Raw genomic sequence first — 16,313 nt, forward strand, 5'->3', positions numbered from 1 at the left:
GGTCAATCCCTAAAGATTAATATTCACGCATAACAATATGGAATATGCTTGCGCATTCAAATCCAACGCGTTTACCATGCCTTTAAACCCATACCTGACTTAACCCAAGCTAAATGACTGCCCAGCAAAAAATCAAATGGCGGCGACTACGTGCGTGTAGTGCATGCGATCTGGTGAGCGCCATTCCGGTGTTACGGCCGGGTGAGGACGCCAGTTGCCCACGCTGTGGTCATGTGCTGGCAAGAAGGCATTTGCACCCCGTGCAGCGCAGTATCGCATTGGCGACCACCGCCTTACTCAGCCTGCTGATCGCTGTCGCCTTCCCGTTTATCAGCATGGATACCAATGGCCTGGATAGCCAGATTGCGTTGCCCGAAACAGCCGCCACACTGGTGAGTGTCAACCAGCCACTGGTCGCGTTCATCGTCAGTTGCACTGCGATCATACTGCCGGGGTTATACCTGGTCGGCGTGATACTGATGCAGGCTAATCTGTTGCGCAGAGTGCCGCGCGCATACAGCGATGTGATTGCACGCCTGTTCTCGCGCCTGCATCCATGGATGATGGCAGATGTATTTATCATTGCCGCGCTGGTCAGCCTGGTCAAACTGACGGACATAGGTGAAGTACAGCTGGGGGCTTCATTCTGGGCATACTGTGTGTTCGCTTTGCTGTTGCTGATGACCACCCGCTCGGTAGATATTGACTTGCTCTGGTTCAAGCTGGCAGGAGAGCCACCACCGGATACCGATATCCAGTGCGGTATCAATGCTGCCGAGCAACATGTCACAGGTTGCAAAACCTGCGGCCTGATCAATACCCTGCCTTCGGACACTCGCAGAAGTAGCAAAAGCGCGGCCAGCGATATTAATTACGTCTGCCAGCGTTGCGGTAGCAATTTATACGTACGCAAGCCGAATAGCGAGCAGCTCACGTGGGCATTACTGATGACGGCTGCCATTCTCTATATACCGGCCAATGCCTATCCGATGATGATCACGACTTCACTGGGCCAGAGTCATGCATCCACCATCATAGGTGGCATGATAGAGTTGTGGCAGCACGGCTCAGAACCGGTGGCAGTCATTATTTTCGTAGCCAGCGTGCTGGTGCCTATCATCAAAATGCTGATACTGGCGCTGCTGCTCTGGCTGACACGCCGCCCCGGCCCGTTGAACGCACAGCAAAAAACCGCGCTTTACCGTATCACCGAATTGATAGGCCGCTGGTCTATGGTTGATGTGTTTGTCGTGGCCATCATGGTGGCACTGATACAATCAGGCAACCTGATGTCGGTGTTACCTGGCCCTGCGGCACTCGCCTTTTGCGCGGTAGTGATTACCACCATGCTGGCAGCCATGGCATTCGACCCCCGCCTGTTATGGGATATCCAAGGAAAAAAACAATATGACAGAGTCATCCAATAATCAGCCACCACAGCATCAGCCAGACGAAAATCCGCCAGCGGATAATCCGGCAGGCAACGACCACCCGCTGGCAAAAGTGGGCAATCAGGTCAGCATCTCGCCGATCTGGATCGTGCCCTTCGTCGCCCTGCTGATCGGCTTGTGGCTGATGTATGACAATTACACCAAGGTCGGCAAACAGATCACGCTCTCCATGACCAATGCCGAAGGGATCGAAGCCGGTAAAACCAAGATCAAGGTGCATAGCGTCGATATCGGCCAGATCGAGCAGGTCACTCTGTCGGATGACCTTACCCATATCGAAGTCACCGCGCGCATCACACCAAAAGCACAACCCATGCTCGTGAAAGATACGCAGTTGTGGGTAGTCAAACCACGTATCGGACTGGAAGGCATCAGTGGCCTGAACACCGTGATTTCCGGTTCTTACATTCAACTGCAACCTGGCAAAAGCCTGGAAGAAACTGACCAGTTCACTGTACTCGACCAACCCCCTATTTCACTGAATGGCGCCAAGGGTGTACATGTGAACCTGGAGGGAAAAGTCGGCAATGCCTTGCGTGTAGGCGACCCGGTGACTTACCAGGGTTTGCGCGTTGGCCGTGTCGTCAGCGCGAACTTTGACCCCAAGCAGCGCAAAATGCAGCACGAACTGTTTATCGAGCACCCTTACGATGTCTTAGTCACCAAGAATTCGCGTTTCTGGACAGCCGTTGGCATAGACGTGAAACTGGATGCACAAGGCTTCAGGGCCAATATCCCTACAGTGGAGTCCCTGATTGCCGGCGGTGTCAGTTTTGGTCATCCGGATGATATCCCGATGGGGCAGCCGGTGCGCTCTGAAACCACGTTTGAGTTATTTGCCAATGAAGAAGCCGCGCGCCAGCAAACCTATGACCAGTACATTGAATATGTGCTGCTGGTGGATGACACCGTGCGCGGCCTGACCAAAGGTGCACCTGTAGAGTTCCGCGGCTTGCGTATTGGTACCGTGATGAGTGTGCCATGGAAATTCAACTCGCCGGAACGTAAAAAAGATTTCCGTTATGCGATTCCAGTACTGATCCACCTCGAACCAGGACGGTTGGCTGACAACGGCCAGGCCAACCTGGAGGAATGGAAAACCCGCATCGGTCATATGTTACAGCGCGGGCTGCATGCCACTTTAAAATCCGGCAACCTGCTCACCGGGTCGGTGTATGTGGATCTGAATATGGATCAAAAAACATACAAACCGTATAAGCGCGAGCGCTTTGAAGGCTTGTCGGTATTACCTACCAGTGCTACCAGCCTGGCGCAGATCGAACAGAAACTGTCTGACCTGCTGGATAAGCTCAATCACCTGAAGGTTGAACCCGTGCTTTCCGGCCTGGATAAAAACCTGCAACAATCCGAAGTCACGATGAAGGAGATTCGCGCGCTGAGTGTGCAAGTCAACCAGTTTATCAGCCAGCCTGAATTGCAGCAGATGCCTGCCAACCTGAATAAAACCATGCAGGAATTACAGGCGACGCTAAAAGGCTTGTCACCAGACTCGCCTGCTTACCAGGAACTGACGACCACCTTGCAACGCCTGGACAAAGCCCTGCGTGATATCCAGCCATTGGCGCGTACCCTGAATGAAGAACCCAGTGCCGTGCTGTTTGGCCGTAAACCTGGCAATGACCCTATACCGCAGGCACCGGCAAATCAGCAAGTGCCTCCGGCATCGGCCAACCCGTAAGAAAGACTGCACACATGATGACGACAAACCATTTACGCACCGGCCTGATGTTAATCCTGGCATGCAGCCTGTCCGCATGCTTAAAATCCAATCCGCCAGTGAAAAGCGAACGTTACAGCCTGCCTGAAGTGCCCACCTCAGCGGGTGCGACACAAGATAAATCGGCTTCGAAAACAGTGGTACTCAACAAGATCCAGCTGGCTGATTACCTGGATAGTGACAGGATAGTGGTACAACTGGACGATATCACCCTACATCCGGCACGCGATCATTTATGGGTGGATAACCTGTCGCAAGAGTTACGCCGCGGCCTGCGCAGCCGGCTCTCCAGCCGCCTGGCGGATACCGCGGTGGTTGACCCGCTGCCTGGTGCGCCGTTAAAAACCACCAGCCTGCAGCTCACCATAGACCAGTTCCACGGACAAATGCAGGGCTATGCGGTGCTCAGTGGCCAGTGGCAACTGCTCTCAGCTGACCTCACGCCGTTACAACACCAGTCATTCAAATTCAGCACACCCTTGCGCGAAAGTGGGTACCCTGCCCTGGTGCGTGCATTGGGAAGCAACCTTGACTTGCTGAGCGAGCAGATTGCTGCGCAAATCCAGCGCATGCCATAAGGGTCAAATATTTGGACGTAGCATAACTCGGCTAACAATCGCTGAACTAACAATCGCTGATGAACTAAAAGTCGTTACCTATCTCGCAATCCGCATCCATCCCTGGGGATATTTTCTGCATTCGCCCATGAGCAGTAAAGCACTCCCGGAAGGGGTTTCCATGCCAAGCTAGTGGCAACACCCTCTATTTGCTATGATGACTTTTCCATTCACAATAAAAAAGTCAGGAGCAGGTAATGGGTTTATTCTCTTTTATCAAAGAAGCCGGTGAAAAACTGTTTGGGGCGGGAGAAGCCAAAGCAGCACAGGAAACAGCCGCCAACACGCCAACCCCGGTCAATGTCGATGCCGCCAACGCCGCAGCCGCCAAGGCCATCCAGAATTACATTTCAAAAAATAATCTGCCAACTGAAGGCTACGACATCAAATTTGACGGGGCTAGCGGCACAGTGATTGTGCAAGGCAATGTAGATACACAGGAAATCAAGGAAAAAATTCTGCTATGTTGCGGCAACGTATCTGGCGTTGAAGCTGTTCAGGACCAATTATATGTACCAAGCAAAGAGCCGGAAGCCAGGTTTTACACCGTCGTCAAAGGCGATACATTATCCAGGATCGCCAAAGAAATGTATGGCAACGCCAATGCCTACATGAAAATCTTCGAAGCCAATCGGCCTATGCTTAGCAACCCTGACAAAATTTATCCTGGCCAGGCATTACGCATCCCGGAATAAATCATGGTTTGCGTGATTGCTGTGAGCAACCATTGCCAACTGTAGATAAATTAAATTAGGAGCACTTACTATGTATTCTTTTTCCAGATCTTCACTTGTTCGTTTATTGATCATCGCCGGTTTGAGCAGCGCTTTGCTGGTCGCTTGTGGTGAAAAAGAACCCAAGGTCGAAGAAGCGCTTGAATCGGCAAAAACGCATACCGAGCAGGCAGCGAGTGAAGCCAAAGAAGCTGCAATAGATGCTGTCCAGGCCGCGAAAGAAGCAGCAGCGGCTGCCAAAGCGCAGATTAAAGAAACCACCGAAGCGACTGAAAAAGCGGTATCGGATGACTAAGCCTGATCGGATGTAAGCACACCAACAACCCGCATTTCCATGCGGGTTTTTATTGCCTCTCACGCAACTTTCGTTAGTAAACCTTTGCTTTTCTTAATCAACTGGCCCAGCTATACCCCAGGAATTTTTCATGTACACTGCCCCGTGATTTGCAGCGTTTACTGGAAAATTTAAATTGCCACGTTATCGGTTTTGGACGCTAATAACACTTTGGATCAGCTTGATTCCACTGGGATTCAGCCTGATACCTTCAGGGTTTAGCATGATGCCGCCGGTGGCATCAACGGCACCGGCATTGCTGGGCACAACCTGCATCAGCCAGCAAGGCATGCTGATCGCCAGCATTCCATTGCAAGGTGGTAAGTTTGTCTGCCAGAGCGTGTTAAAAATCACGCGCGCCAACCAGTATGTGATCGACTTCAAAAACACGTCGACCATTGCCCGTTTCCAGCACGAAATCTTCGAGGAAACCCTTCCCGAAAGCAAAGCCATTGAAAAGCCGGCCCTGCTGGCATTGATGAAAGGCGGCTTAAGCAGCCCCGAGCGCAACCCTTTCCTGTTGAGGCATGGCCGCATCATCAGCCTCAATCCCGGCACCTACCGCCTCATTACCTGGTTACAATCCCCTTATTACCTGGCGCAACCTGCGCTGTTTATTTCCGACCTGGCCAATTATCAGCAGCAAACCAATATCAGCGCGGCGATCAGCCTGTTATTGCTGGGTATTTTGTTGGGATTATTTATCTATTACGCCACCATAGGCATACTGCCCGGGCACTTCACCGAACGCCTTTATGCTACTTTCCTGTTTGGCAACCTGGTATTCCATGCGGCGGCCCTGGGGGCTTTTAACCAGTTTTTTGACTGGCACTGGTTTTATCTCACCGGCCTGCCATTGCTGATCGCCAACCTGGCTTATGTGAATTTCGTTTGCCACCTGCTCGGCATCAACCAGTATCACCGGCCACGTCTTTACCGGTTTTCGCTGATCATCAACAGCCTGCTGATTGCGCTGATCATACTGGGGATGATTTTCCCGAACTGGATGCTGGACATGTCACGTATTGGCATCGTACTGTTTATTGGTTTTGGCCTGGCGTGTGGCTTACGCCTGAGTTTACAGCGCCAGATCGTCGCGCAACTTTACCTGCTCGCCACCGTAGGCTTTGGCCTGCTCGCCATCCTGGCCATCCCCACAGAAAAAACCTCTCAACAAACCTTCACCACCGAGCAATTCGGGCTGTTTGCCGTCACCCTGCACACCATATTGCTGTCCTTGCTGGTGGCTTACAAAATCAGCCGCCTGCATCATGAAAAAGAGCAAATGCTGGTCGAGCTGCAAAATACCCGTTCATTGGCGCTGACCGACAGGCTGACCGGCATCCCTAACCGGCACGCGCTGGAAAACAAGCTGTTGCAGTTGCCCCGGCATGGCTGCCTGATGTTTTTAGATATGGATAACCTGAAACAGGTGAACGACCATTTCGGCCATGAAACAGGCGACCAATTGCTCACGCTTTTCAGCCAGATTTTGGCGAATAAACTCAGTGAGCATGGCCAGCTTTATCGTTTGGGGGGTGATGAATTCGCCATCCTCTGTCATGAGGATGATGTGGAATGGTGCCAGCACCAGCTTGAATACACCCACCTGCAATTGCATAAAGAAGGATTTGCCGGTGTAGGCGCCAGCCTCGGCGTCGTATTTGCACATGAGGCGAGCAACACAGAGGCACTGTTACGCATCGCCGACAAACGCATGTATGAAAACAAGCGCACGCGCAAAAACCGTAAGGAAATGCTGCAAGTGCTGCGTCCCTGACCCCTGCGAACAACCCTCGATTTCAAGCAGGAAAAATTCCTGGCCATGGCAACCACTTTAAATTTAGTCTATTTAAAAACAGACGCCGGCACGCCGAATGATTTACACTTAAAGTGTTTGGTCATCAGGCGCACCACAGCAAAGCCTGAGTGACCCCCTGATTAACATCCTGATAACCTTGCACTAAATAGCAGACAGTGCCGCCAGTGCCTGCAACACGCCTGCAACAGTAGTAGAAGAAAGAAATCATGCCGTTACTCACCACATTGCTTGTGCTGATTGTGTGCGCCCGCCTGTTAGGGCAAGTGTTCAGCCGATTCAACCAGCCCGCCATCATCGGTCAAATGCTAGCCGGCGTCATTCTCGGCCCCAGTCTGTTAAACCTCATCACGCCTACCCCGGCCCTGTCAGGCATTTCCGAGCTGGCCGTGTTCCTGATCGTGTTGTCAGCTGGCCTGGAAATGAACTTCAAGGAAGTCATCGACTCCATGCGCGGCAAAGGCGCAGTGATTGCCATACTCGGATTCATCCTGCCACTGATAGGCGGCATCCTAGTCGGCGTCAGCTTTGGGCTGGATGTCAGCCGCACCATTTTTCTCGGCTTGTGCGTGTCGATCACCGCGCTGCCGGTCACGGTGAGTATCCTGCAAAGCTTCAAACTACTGGATTCCGATATCGCACGCTACTCGGTCGCCACCGCCATATTTAACGACATCGCGGCTTTACTGGTATTGGGCGTGATCCTCAACCTGCCGGAACAGAAATCCTACCAGGCTGTCAGCTTTGCGATCTTCAGTGCCGGCTGGAAATTAATCGTGCTGATCCTGCTGATCGTCACGGCCAGCCTCATCATCAAAAAAGTCGTTGATACCGGCGTCAACCTGCATATATGGTCAGAAAAGCTGGTCGCTTTCATCGGTAACGAAGCCCTGTTTGGCATCCTGCTGTTATTTGTGCTGGTATTCGGTTCGGTGAGTGCCGCGCTCGGTTTCCATTTTGTGATCGGTGCTTTCTTTGGCGCGCTGTTAATAGACCGTAACTTCTTCCTGCCTTCCCGCTACAAAGAATTAGAGTTAACGCTGGGCTCTATCACCGGCGGCTTTCTGGCACCGGTATTCTTTGCCTACCTCGGGCTGGAATTCAAGGTACAGATCATCGAATCATTCTGGTTTGTCGCGGTGGTATTGTTCGTATCCATCGCAACCAAGATATTGGCCGGATGGCTGGGTGGGCGTTTGATCGGCCTGCCCAAGAACGATGCACTGGGCATAGGCTTTATCCTCAATGGCCGCGGCGTGATGGAACTGGTGATCGCCAGCATCGCCTATGAACGCGGTTTTATCGGCCAGGAACTGTTCTCAGTACTGATATTGATGGGCGTGATCACCACTATGATCACGCCGTTAATGTTCAGGAAATGGATCATGCCACAACTGTCAGCCAGGGCCAGTGCTACCTCTTTACCTGGTCAGCAATAAAACTGCGTGTCAGTGATCAGTTTCATTAACCCATCCTGACACTAGAAAATTCTTTTCTGGTGCAAAAAAACAGGAAAGATTCATACATAATAGCGTCTTCGGAGTCGCTAGTGCATAAGGCTGAGTTTTGTTGCTTTCCCGACTTGTTCATTATTGCTTGTTGCTGTTTACCAGCCTGCTCCTCGCAAGCCCGGCATTTGCACGCCCGGCACTTAGCGAAACCAAGTGCGTGGATGCGCATGGGCAGGCAGTAGAAAACATTCCGCTATATGGCGGAAAATTTTCATGCCGCACCACCCTCACGATCACAGAAGCTGACAGCTATGTGATTGACTTTAAAAACACCACCGTCATCGCCGATTTCAGCCATCACCTCCAAGCAGCCGATGGCAAAACCTATGATGCGCGCGGTGGCTTGAACAGCCAGGAAAATAACCCTTACCTGTTACGCCACGGCCGCGAGTTTGACCTGAAGCCAGGCACTTACCAGCTGACCACCCAGCTAGACTCCCCTTATTACCTGGCGCAACCTGAATTATTTGTCGCCAGCGAGCCGGATTACCTCAACGAAGTGCTGAAAAGCTCGGCGGGTGCCATCCTGATGCTGGGTGTGCTGATGGGTATTTTCGTGTATTACATCTCCATCGGGCTCGCACCGGGCCATCATACCGAGCGCATGTATGCCTTGTTCATCCTCGGCAACCTGATCTTTCAGGGCACTGCCCTGGGCGCATTCGCACAACTGGCAAACACACACTGGTTCTACCTCAGCAGCGCCCCTATACTGCTTTCCAACATGGCTTATGTCAGCTTTGTCTGCCACTTGCTGGGGATCAACCGCACGCAAACGCCCAAGCTGCATAAACTTTCATTACTGGTGTATATGATTTTGCTAGGGCTATTGATCAATGGGCTGGCCAACCCTAACTGGATGCTGGAAATGGCACGCACCGGCGTGGCCATTTTCCTGAGCTTTGGCTTTATTTGCGGCAGCTACTTCAGCTGGCGTAAAGACCGCACTGCACAATTCTATTTGATCGCCATCACCGTCTTTGGCGTACTGGGTGGCATGTCCATCAGCCTGCAAAAAGTCAGCACCAATATCTGGACCATAGAGCAAATGGGCCTGATCGCCGTGACTGTCGAAGCGATTTTATTAGCCCTGGTGCTGGCCTACCAGATCAATCGCCTGCACAAAGACAGAGACCGCATGCTGGTTGAATTGCAGAATACGCGCTCCCTCGCCATGACTGACAGGTTAACCAATATCCCCAACCGTCATGCGCTGGAAAGCAAAATGGTGAATTTCCCGGAAGATGGCTGCCTGATATTTCTTGATATGGATAACCTGAAACACTTCAACGACCATTTTGGCCATGACGTAGGCGATAACCTGTTGAAAAACTTCAGCCTGTTCCTCAACCAGCGCCTGGCGAGCGATGCCCAGCTATACCGTCTGGGCGGTGACGAGTTCGCCATCCTGTGCCAGGAAGATCAAGTCGAATGGTGCCAGCACCAGGTTGAAGTCACCAACAAGCAACTGCAAAACAGTGGTTTTATCGGTGCAGGCGCCAGCCAGGGCGTCGTGTTCGCACGTGAAGCCAGCACGCCTTCCGAGCTCATGCGCATCGCCGACAAACGCATGTATATCAACAAACGCTCGCGCAAAGACCGCAAGGAAATGTTGCAGGTGTTACAAGGCTAATCTGAACACCCCTCATGTGAGGGGTTGTTTATTTTTGATGAAAAAGGCAATTTATAGCCTCACCGCAGTTTAATTAATCACAAGCATCAGACGTAAGGAAATATCAAAATCTAAAAACATAAATCGAGAGGAGCAAGTGATGTCAAAGCAGCAAAAAGGTTCTACATTCTCCAAAGCATTGCGTTATTCATTATTAACAACCGTTCTTGGCTTAATCTCTAATGCAGAGGCCGCTGCTTACAATGTCTATGGCAAAGTGAATTTCTCAGCACAAGGCTCTGAAATTGCCAACCCAACCGGTCAGTCGATTGTCGCGGCGCTGGTTAATCAATATGCGTCTTTTTCAGCTACTGTCGATACAAGCGTTCTTGATAGTGACTCCTCAAACGATGTTTTTCTACTGAATACCGCAGTCACTTCAACAGCGAGCATAGGAGCGTTTAACTTTGGCACTGATAGCAACTCATGCTTCAGCGTGCAATTTGATTGCAAAGTGGAATCCAAAATCAATTTCCCTACTGAAAGCTTTACTTTCGACAATCAATTTATTACCAGCCAGATGATGACCGCAGATGCATTAGGTGCAAATAGTAGACTGAATTTTTACTACTCCACCGTTGGCTACGATCTGTTCGACACCGCACAATTGATTGACCCGTTTGCAGGCACCCTAAGCGTTGGTTTCTCGGTTTTCTACCGCCACGACAACCAATTTCAACGTATCAATTTTGATCTCTCCAATATCACAGCCACACCAGTCCCGGAGCCAGCCACCAGCGCAATGTTTGGTGCATCGCTGCTAATGCTAGGGTTTCTCACGCAACAACGCAAAAAACCCACAATTTAATCCAGTGGAAGAATATAAAAGCCTACCAAACCGGAGGCTTTTTGCTTTGAGCAAATTATCTGGCTTTGTAGCAAAGGTTTCATAATCTTAAAACCATGCCTGAGTTATAATGCCGCCACCTTTGGGGAGTAGCCTGCTTCATCTAATGTGAAGTGCCTGTGTCAACATAATCGACTTACGTCGTGGTGCAGGCGGCCGTTTTCGGTTGGCGAGACTAATGGATATCAGCGCGATAGTAAGTCGGGCGTGCTGGTGTCTATTGATTTCGTCCCGACTAGAAAACTCACTATGACCCTTACCACCATCGCGCTGATCGCGCTTGCCATGTCCACCGACGCGTTTGCCGCTGCCATCAGCAAAGGCGCCACGCTTAAAAAGCCCAAACTGTCAGAAGCATTACGCACCGGATTGATTTTTGGTGTCATCGAAGCCATCACGCCACTCATCGGCTGGGCCATCGCCACCTTCACCATCAAAAACTTCGCTGCCAACTACATCACCGATTGGGATCACTGGATCGCCTTCACCCTCCTGCTCGCCCTTGGCCTGCACATGATTTACGCAGGCTTTCAACCAGCAGAACCTGAAGAAGAAAAACCAACCAGTCATTCCTTCTACATACTCGCCATCACCGCATTCGCCACCAGCATTGATGCCATGGCCGTTGGCGTTAGCCTGGCGTTTATGGATGTGAATATACTCATCACCGCCGCAGCCATTGGTTTTGCCACATTTACCATGGTGACAATTGGGGTGATGCTTGGGCGGGTGTTGGGGTTAATGTTTGGGAAACGTTCGGAGATTGTGGGTGGAGTGGTGCTGATTGCGATTGGCTCTTATATTCTTTATGAGCATCTTTTTTCTTTATGACTATACTTGAGATATCTTGATTTTTATTGCACTAAACATGCGCTGTTTGTTATTGGTCAGGGTTGCCCTATGAATTATTATCTTAGCTAAAACACTGGAAAAGAAAAAATGGAAGCATTACAAACTATAGATACTTATTTATCCATTTCGTTAAAAGTAATCCTTAGGCTATTTTATAAATTAAGCATAATACTTTTAGGTATTTTCGGATTTGTATTGTCTATTAACGATATCTTTGAGTATGGAAATATTCTCGCTGATTTATCAAATATAGAAATAATTTTCCTTTTGGTTCTTTTAGGGCTTTTTGAACGACATTACAAGTATTGCAAACTTCTCAGAACAGGATTCTGGAGAATGTTGGCATCACCTTTTCTTTCACTTGGAATCTTATTTCTATTTTATATTTTCATAATTGGATTTGGCTCAATAATCTCCGAATGTAATGTTTCATTTCAGCATTGCAGTGTCTCAAAGGTTGAGAAAACTTCAATAGACCTATTTCTGCAACCAAACTTAATTCAATCCTCAAACTTTATTTTAATGTTAATTTCGATCTACTTATCAACCCCTTTATTAATAAAAAAGCAGCAAGTTAAAGTCGATCTTTAGGTGATTAAAATCAAAAACTATCTTAGCTCGTTAAATAGGTTTTATTGCCTTCATTAGCTAGTGATACATCGAATAAGAAAAATCAAAATGAAAAGTCATAATCCGTATATAACCTTATTAATAATTACTTTTGTTCTAACAGCATTCATTAATCAAACTGCAACTGCGAAAGATCTATCAAAAATAGATTATTTTGTTAAAAGTTGTGGTGAGCTTGTCACCATCTACGAAAACAAAAATAAAGAACGCTTCTTATCCTTTCATACAACATCAAAATCCGAAGCTTTCAGAGCAGGTTATTGTAGAGGGGTGATTGAGCAGTATGTGCAACAAAATCATCATAGCTGTCGTACTGACTGGTTCGAAATAGCTAGTTACATTTCCAAGCAAGCATCGCTGGCTCACAAACAGCATGGCATTGACTCACTATTAGAAATTGGCTGCAATGAATAAAAGAACTAACTTTGAGAAAATAACTGTTTCTCAAGCTATTGAAAAACTCTTTTCAATAAAACTTGCTGACTATCCAAAATTTAAAGATGAAATCCACTCACTTCTACGGATTAAAAATTTTATAGAACAAGACAAAAAACTTATTGTGCAACGTGAAACAGTTCACCTATACACTGATCAGTTAATTAAATTTCATAATGCAATCATTCTTCAAGCTTTTTTCAAACCAAAAATTATCATCTCTATCTTTAATGATGCACAAAGCCGTGAAGATGCAAGCAATGCGATTGAGTTGCTGATTTTTGATCGTCATTCTATTCTGGGTGTTGGCTTGCTCTCGCCTGAAATAACGAGGCTACTTCAAACGCTAAGAGTCGACTTAGATCTTACCAAGGAGAAGCTACCAAATCCCTTCGTTCAGTTACCACAGCTCTCACTGAGTGGCGTAACTAACATCATGAAAGAATTGCTTGCCCAAAGTGCCATGTTAACGCTGGATGAGTCTATGGTTGCTTACTACCTTGATGGAGATTTAGAGAAAGCCTTTGAGCTCGCTAAAGCTTGTACAGCTAACAACAACCTAGTTAACAAATACAAACAGAGAATCATCAGCGATTATGAAAATGCTGTTGAATTTGAAAAAACTTTGGATTTCTTCAAATAAAAGCTTTTTAGTGTAAAGCACTAACTGAAACTGCTCCTTGACGTAAACAAAATAGGAGCAAACATGAAATCCATTCAAGAATTACTAAGCTTTACAAAGCATCAGCTACCAATCTGTCACCAACAACTCGCACTTGAAATCGATGGCAAACTCAGAGCGGGCACGCCATATCAACAACTTAAAGGGGTAAAGATTCGTCGCAATAGCTCCTTAGTCCGCTTCAAGCTCGGCCGTAGTTTTCGTATCATTTATAAACTTAACAGCCACCAAGCAGAGCCTTTAACAATCATAACCCGTCAGCATTTTGATAAAGAAATTCATCGAAGATAAGTTTACTTTTCTAATCTAAAGGAATTTCATATGCAAATGACTCAACTACCTATCGAAAACTCTGTAAGATCTATATCCACTGTTTTTTCAAAGTGGTTAGCAAGCCAAAGCCTAGCTCCATCTGTGGCTAAATTAGATTTTAAGCATTTAAAACATAAATATACCCAATCAGTCGACGCAGAAATGACAGAGTCGGAATGGGATTTTGATGAACTTGAATATCGCCGCTTCTTAACCTTGAAAGTACTTTATCCAAATGCTGTCCTTGTACCAAATAAAGCAGTAGATACTATATGGCATGCCCACATACTTGATACCCGTGCATACCGTCAAGACTGCGACCAAGTATTTGGTCACTTTATTGATCATTACCCATATTTTGGTATCTATGGTGAAGAAGACTATCAAAATCTTAAAAATGCGTTTTTAGAAACGGTTACGTTATATGAGATTCATTTTGGTGAATATCCCAATAAGTCTTCCTCAAATGCTATGCGCTGCGGTGATGATCATGCATGCCATGTTCCTAGTTCTTGTGCATGCCGTGTAGAAGGAGCATGTAAATAAAGTTTCTTAAGTGAATATTTAATGGACCCCTAAACTGTTACTTACAGTTTAGGATTAGGCTTTTAACTCAATTGTGATGAGCCTCACTTTTGATTAATCACTGCAACTCCATATAAGTCGAAACACTTAGCATCACCAACAACCATCCGCGTTAAAATACCTCCACACTCGTTTTATTAAAATTCATATGGATAAACGTATCCCCGTCACGCTGCTCACTGGTTTCTTAGGTAGCGGCAAAACCACCCTGCTCAACAAGCTGCTGCATAACCCGGCGATGAAAGACACCGCTGTGATCATCAATGAGCTCGGCGAAGCAGGTTTGGACCAGATTTTTGCCAATAGCCAGATTTCGCAAACCATTGAGAGCGAGCATATTGCCGATAACACGGTGTTGTTGAGTTCTGGCTGTTTGTGCTGTTCGCTCAAAAACGAGCTGGCTGACACCATGCGCGATCTGTTTTTCAAGCGCAGTTTGCAGGCGGTGCCGGAATTTAACCGTCTGGTGATTGAAACCACGGGTATGGCTGACCCTGGCCCGATTTTAGCCAACCTGATGAATGAGCCGGTGATTGAATCGGTTTACCGCTTGGATGCCGTGGTGGTGACGATTGATGCGGCTTATGGTTTGCAGCAGATTGAAACGCAGAAAGAAGCACTGAAACAGGCGGCGGTGGCGGATGTGTTGCTGATCACCAAATCAGATACCGCGACGCCTGAACAGATTAATGCATTGCAATCCAAACTAAGCGCGATTAACCCAAATGCGACGCAGCAGTTTGTGTCGCATGGTGAAATTGACCCGATGCAGATTATTGACGTGGGGCTGTTTGATTTTGCCAATAAGCAGGCCAACCCGCAGCGCTGGTTGAAAGCGCCATCCAGTGGGTTCAGCGCCGCGAAAAAAGGTACGATTCCGCAAGCGCCTGCGCATGACGATGTGCATACCTTTACCGTCTATCTGCCCAAGCCGATGGCATGGGCAGACTTCAAGGGCGTGATTCTCAAGCTGTGCCAGGTGCATGGTGAGCAGTTGTTACGTTTAAAAGGGATTCTGCACGTAGAAGACGCGCCAGCACCTTTGGCGATACACGCGGTACACTTTACGCCCTACCCGCCCACGTTGCTGGAAGGCTGGGATGAAGATGAGCCGATTAGCCGCATTGTGATTATTGGTAAGGGCATCGATGAACAAGCAGTTCGCGATATGCTCACCCAGTTCTAAAAATAAATACTGCGCGGGCGAATTGTTGCGTTGCGCGGTACTCAAAATCCTCATGTACTAAATGTACATTCCGGTTTCTGTGTTCCGGGCGCCTTGCACTTCATCCCGCTCGAATATTTATTTGAGGTTTGTGTAAGCAATAAAATTTGAATCAAACAATGGAGTTTTTATGGGTCGTTATTTAGAAAGATTAATTGAAAGCTGGATTTTCCAAAGCCGCTGGTTGATGGCACCGATGTACCTAGGTTTGGTCGGTGGTTTGTTTATTTTACTGGTGAAATTTGGCCAGGAGTTCTTCCACATTGTTTCGCACCTGGCTTCGTTCTCGGAGCAGGAAACCGTACTTTCACTGCTGGCGCTGGTGGATATCACCCTGGTCGGCAACTTGCTGATCATGGTGATTTTCAGTGGTTATGAAAACTTTGTTTCGCGCATTGATACGGCGAATAGCGAAGACAGACCAGAGTGGATGGGTAAAGTCGATTACTCCGGCCTGAAGATCAAACTGATTGGTTCGATTGTGGCGATTTCTGCCATCGACCTGCTAAAAGCCTTTGTGCACCAAAGCTCAGGCACAGCCAGTTTTACCACCGAACAAATGGCCTGGCTGGTTGGCATTCACCTGACCTTTATCATCACCGGCGTGTTATTTGCCTGGATGGATAAAATTGCCGGTCACAGTCATGCCAAAGGTAAGTCAGATCATTAATTAATTTGTCGGCACTGAAGTTATACTGATTAAACAGCAAAGACTGTACACGTAAGTATTCGTAAGAAATATTTCAAAAAATTAATCAGATAACCTTGGGATAACCACAATGACAAAAAAACTTGTTTTATTAGCTTTAATTAGCATGCTGCTTTCAAGCTGTGTAGTTTTGCGTGACCGTGATCACTGCCCGCCGGGC

At 48.0% G+C, this 16,313-nt stretch carries 16 protein-coding genes and 1 riboswitch; all 16 genes read left to right on the forward strand.

All coding sequences use genetic code 11. The features are described from left to right. Positions 1-113 precede the first annotated feature (113 nt). The 16 genes from VK958_RS08580 to VK958_RS08655 all read left to right on the forward strand — a co-directional run bounded on the left by VK958_RS08580 (position 114) and on the right by VK958_RS08655 (position 16,114). Positions 114-1,427 (forward strand): paraquat-inducible protein A, encoded by a 1,314-nt coding sequence (locus tag VK958_RS08580; RefSeq protein ID WP_325240722.1) that lies wholly within the window; start codon positions 114-116, stop codon positions 1,425-1,427. Further along, positions 1,408-3,150, forward strand: a complete 1,743-nt coding sequence (pqiB, locus tag VK958_RS08585; RefSeq protein ID WP_325240724.1) for an intermembrane transport protein PqiB — start codon at positions 1,408-1,410, stop codon at positions 3,148-3,150. Before VK958_RS08580 ends, pqiB begins: the two co-directional genes overlap by 20 nt. A 14-nt stretch (positions 3,151-3,164) precedes the next feature. Next, on the forward strand, positions 3,165-3,767 hold the full coding sequence (locus VK958_RS08590; RefSeq protein ID WP_325240726.1) for a PqiC family protein: 603 nt from the start codon (positions 3,165-3,167) through the stop codon (positions 3,765-3,767). Between the two features lie 236 nt (positions 3,768-4,003). Continuing rightward, entirely contained in the window at positions 4,004-4,501 is a 498-nt protein-coding gene (gene lysM, locus VK958_RS08595) for a peptidoglycan-binding protein LysM (protein WP_325240728.1), read from the forward strand. A 70-nt stretch (positions 4,502-4,571) separates the two neighbouring features. Continuing rightward, the gene (locus VK958_RS08600; RefSeq protein ID WP_325240730.1) at positions 4,572-4,835 is read left to right on the forward strand and encodes a hypothetical protein; all 264 of its coding nucleotides are present in this window, start codon (positions 4,572-4,574) and stop codon (positions 4,833-4,835) included. Between the two features lie 262 nt (positions 4,836-5,097). Beyond that, entirely contained in the window at positions 5,098-6,654 is a 1,557-nt protein-coding gene (locus VK958_RS08605) for a GGDEF domain-containing protein (RefSeq protein ID WP_325240732.1), read from the forward strand. Positions 6,655-6,902: 248 nt separating this feature from the next. After that, on the forward strand, positions 6,903-8,132 hold the full coding sequence (locus tag VK958_RS08610) for a cation:proton antiporter (protein ID WP_325240734.1): 1,230 nt from the start codon (positions 6,903-6,905) through the stop codon (positions 8,130-8,132). 127 nt (positions 8,133-8,259) lie between these two features. Beyond that, entirely contained in the window at positions 8,260-9,837 is a 1,578-nt protein-coding gene (locus VK958_RS08615; RefSeq protein ID WP_325240736.1) for a GGDEF domain-containing protein, read from the forward strand. A gap of 139 nt (positions 9,838-9,976) precedes the next feature. Beyond that, positions 9,977-10,684: a PEP-CTERM sorting domain-containing protein gene (locus tag VK958_RS08620; protein WP_325240738.1), complete on the forward strand. Its 708-nt coding sequence runs from the start codon at positions 9,977-9,979 to the stop codon at positions 10,682-10,684. A gap of 115 nt (positions 10,685-10,799) precedes the next feature. Then, positions 10,800-10,963, forward strand: a riboswitch (yybP-ykoY riboswitch). Continuing rightward, positions 10,937-11,554, forward strand: coding sequence for a manganese efflux pump MntP (gene mntP / locus VK958_RS08625; RefSeq protein ID WP_325240741.1), 618 nt, complete (start codon positions 10,937-10,939; stop codon positions 11,552-11,554). It overlaps the preceding riboswitch by 27 nt. A gap of 699 nt (positions 11,555-12,253) precedes the next feature. Then, entirely contained in the window at positions 12,254-12,619 is a 366-nt protein-coding gene (locus VK958_RS08630; protein WP_325240743.1) for a hypothetical protein, read from the forward strand. Continuing rightward, the gene (locus VK958_RS08635; protein WP_325240745.1) at positions 12,612-13,283 is read left to right on the forward strand and encodes a hypothetical protein; all 672 of its coding nucleotides are present in this window, start codon (positions 12,612-12,614) and stop codon (positions 13,281-13,283) included. The genes VK958_RS08630 and VK958_RS08635 overlap by 8 nt, the downstream gene beginning before the upstream one ends. A 63-nt stretch (positions 13,284-13,346) precedes the next feature. Beyond that, positions 13,347-13,613, forward strand: coding sequence for a ParE family toxin-like protein (locus tag VK958_RS08640; RefSeq protein WP_325240747.1), 267 nt, complete (start codon positions 13,347-13,349; stop codon positions 13,611-13,613). A 30-nt stretch (positions 13,614-13,643) separates the two neighbouring features. Continuing rightward, entirely contained in the window at positions 13,644-14,180 is a 537-nt protein-coding gene (locus VK958_RS08645; protein ID WP_325240749.1) for a glycine-rich domain-containing protein, read from the forward strand. A gap of 187 nt (positions 14,181-14,367) precedes the next feature. Continuing rightward, positions 14,368-15,405 carry a CobW family GTP-binding protein gene (locus tag VK958_RS08650; protein WP_325240751.1) on the forward strand — a complete coding sequence of 346 codons (1,038 nt, stop codon included), beginning with the start codon at positions 14,368-14,370 and terminating at the stop codon, positions 15,403-15,405. A 169-nt stretch (positions 15,406-15,574) separates the two neighbouring features. Further along, a complete protein-coding gene (locus tag VK958_RS08655; RefSeq protein WP_325240753.1) occupies positions 15,575-16,114 on the forward strand; it encodes a TIGR00645 family protein in 540 nt (179 codons plus the stop codon). Positions 16,115-16,313: the final 199 nt, after the last annotated feature.

This window comes from Methylophilus sp., from assembly GCF_035460085.1.
In the GTDB taxonomy this organism is placed as follows: domain Bacteria; phylum Pseudomonadota; class Gammaproteobacteria; order Burkholderiales; family Methylophilaceae; genus Methylophilus.

Coding starts and splice junctions, on each gene's coding strand:
- VK958_RS08650 (WP_325240751.1), top strand. CDS start 14,368: ATGGATAAACGTATCCCCGTCACGCTGCTCACTGGTTTCTTAGGTAGC.
- VK958_RS08640 (WP_325240747.1), top strand. CDS start 13,347: ATGAAATCCATTCAAGAATTACTAAGCTTTACAAAGCATCAGCTACCA.
- lysM (WP_325240728.1), top strand. CDS start 4,004: ATGGGTTTATTCTCTTTTATCAAAGAAGCCGGTGAAAAACTGTTTGGG.
- VK958_RS08590 (WP_325240726.1), top strand. CDS start 3,165: ATGATGACGACAAACCATTTACGCACCGGCCTGATGTTAATCCTGGCA.
- VK958_RS08630 (WP_325240743.1), top strand. CDS start 12,254: ATGAAAAGTCATAATCCGTATATAACCTTATTAATAATTACTTTTGTT.
- VK958_RS08645 (WP_325240749.1), top strand. CDS start 13,644: ATGCAAATGACTCAACTACCTATCGAAAACTCTGTAAGATCTATATCC.
- pqiB (WP_325240724.1), top strand. CDS start 1,408: ATGACAGAGTCATCCAATAATCAGCCACCACAGCATCAGCCAGACGAA.
- VK958_RS08605 (WP_325240732.1), top strand. CDS start 5,098: ATGATGCCGCCGGTGGCATCAACGGCACCGGCATTGCTGGGCACAACC.
- VK958_RS08580 (WP_325240722.1), top strand. CDS start 114: ATGACTGCCCAGCAAAAAATCAAATGGCGGCGACTACGTGCGTGTAGT.
- VK958_RS08620 (WP_325240738.1), top strand. CDS start 9,977: ATGTCAAAGCAGCAAAAAGGTTCTACATTCTCCAAAGCATTGCGTTAT.
- VK958_RS08600 (WP_325240730.1), top strand. CDS start 4,572: ATGTATTCTTTTTCCAGATCTTCACTTGTTCGTTTATTGATCATCGCC.
- VK958_RS08655 (WP_325240753.1), top strand. CDS start 15,575: ATGGGTCGTTATTTAGAAAGATTAATTGAAAGCTGGATTTTCCAAAGC.
- VK958_RS08610 (WP_325240734.1), top strand. CDS start 6,903: ATGCCGTTACTCACCACATTGCTTGTGCTGATTGTGTGCGCCCGCCTG.
- VK958_RS08635 (WP_325240745.1), top strand. CDS start 12,612: ATGAATAAAAGAACTAACTTTGAGAAAATAACTGTTTCTCAAGCTATT.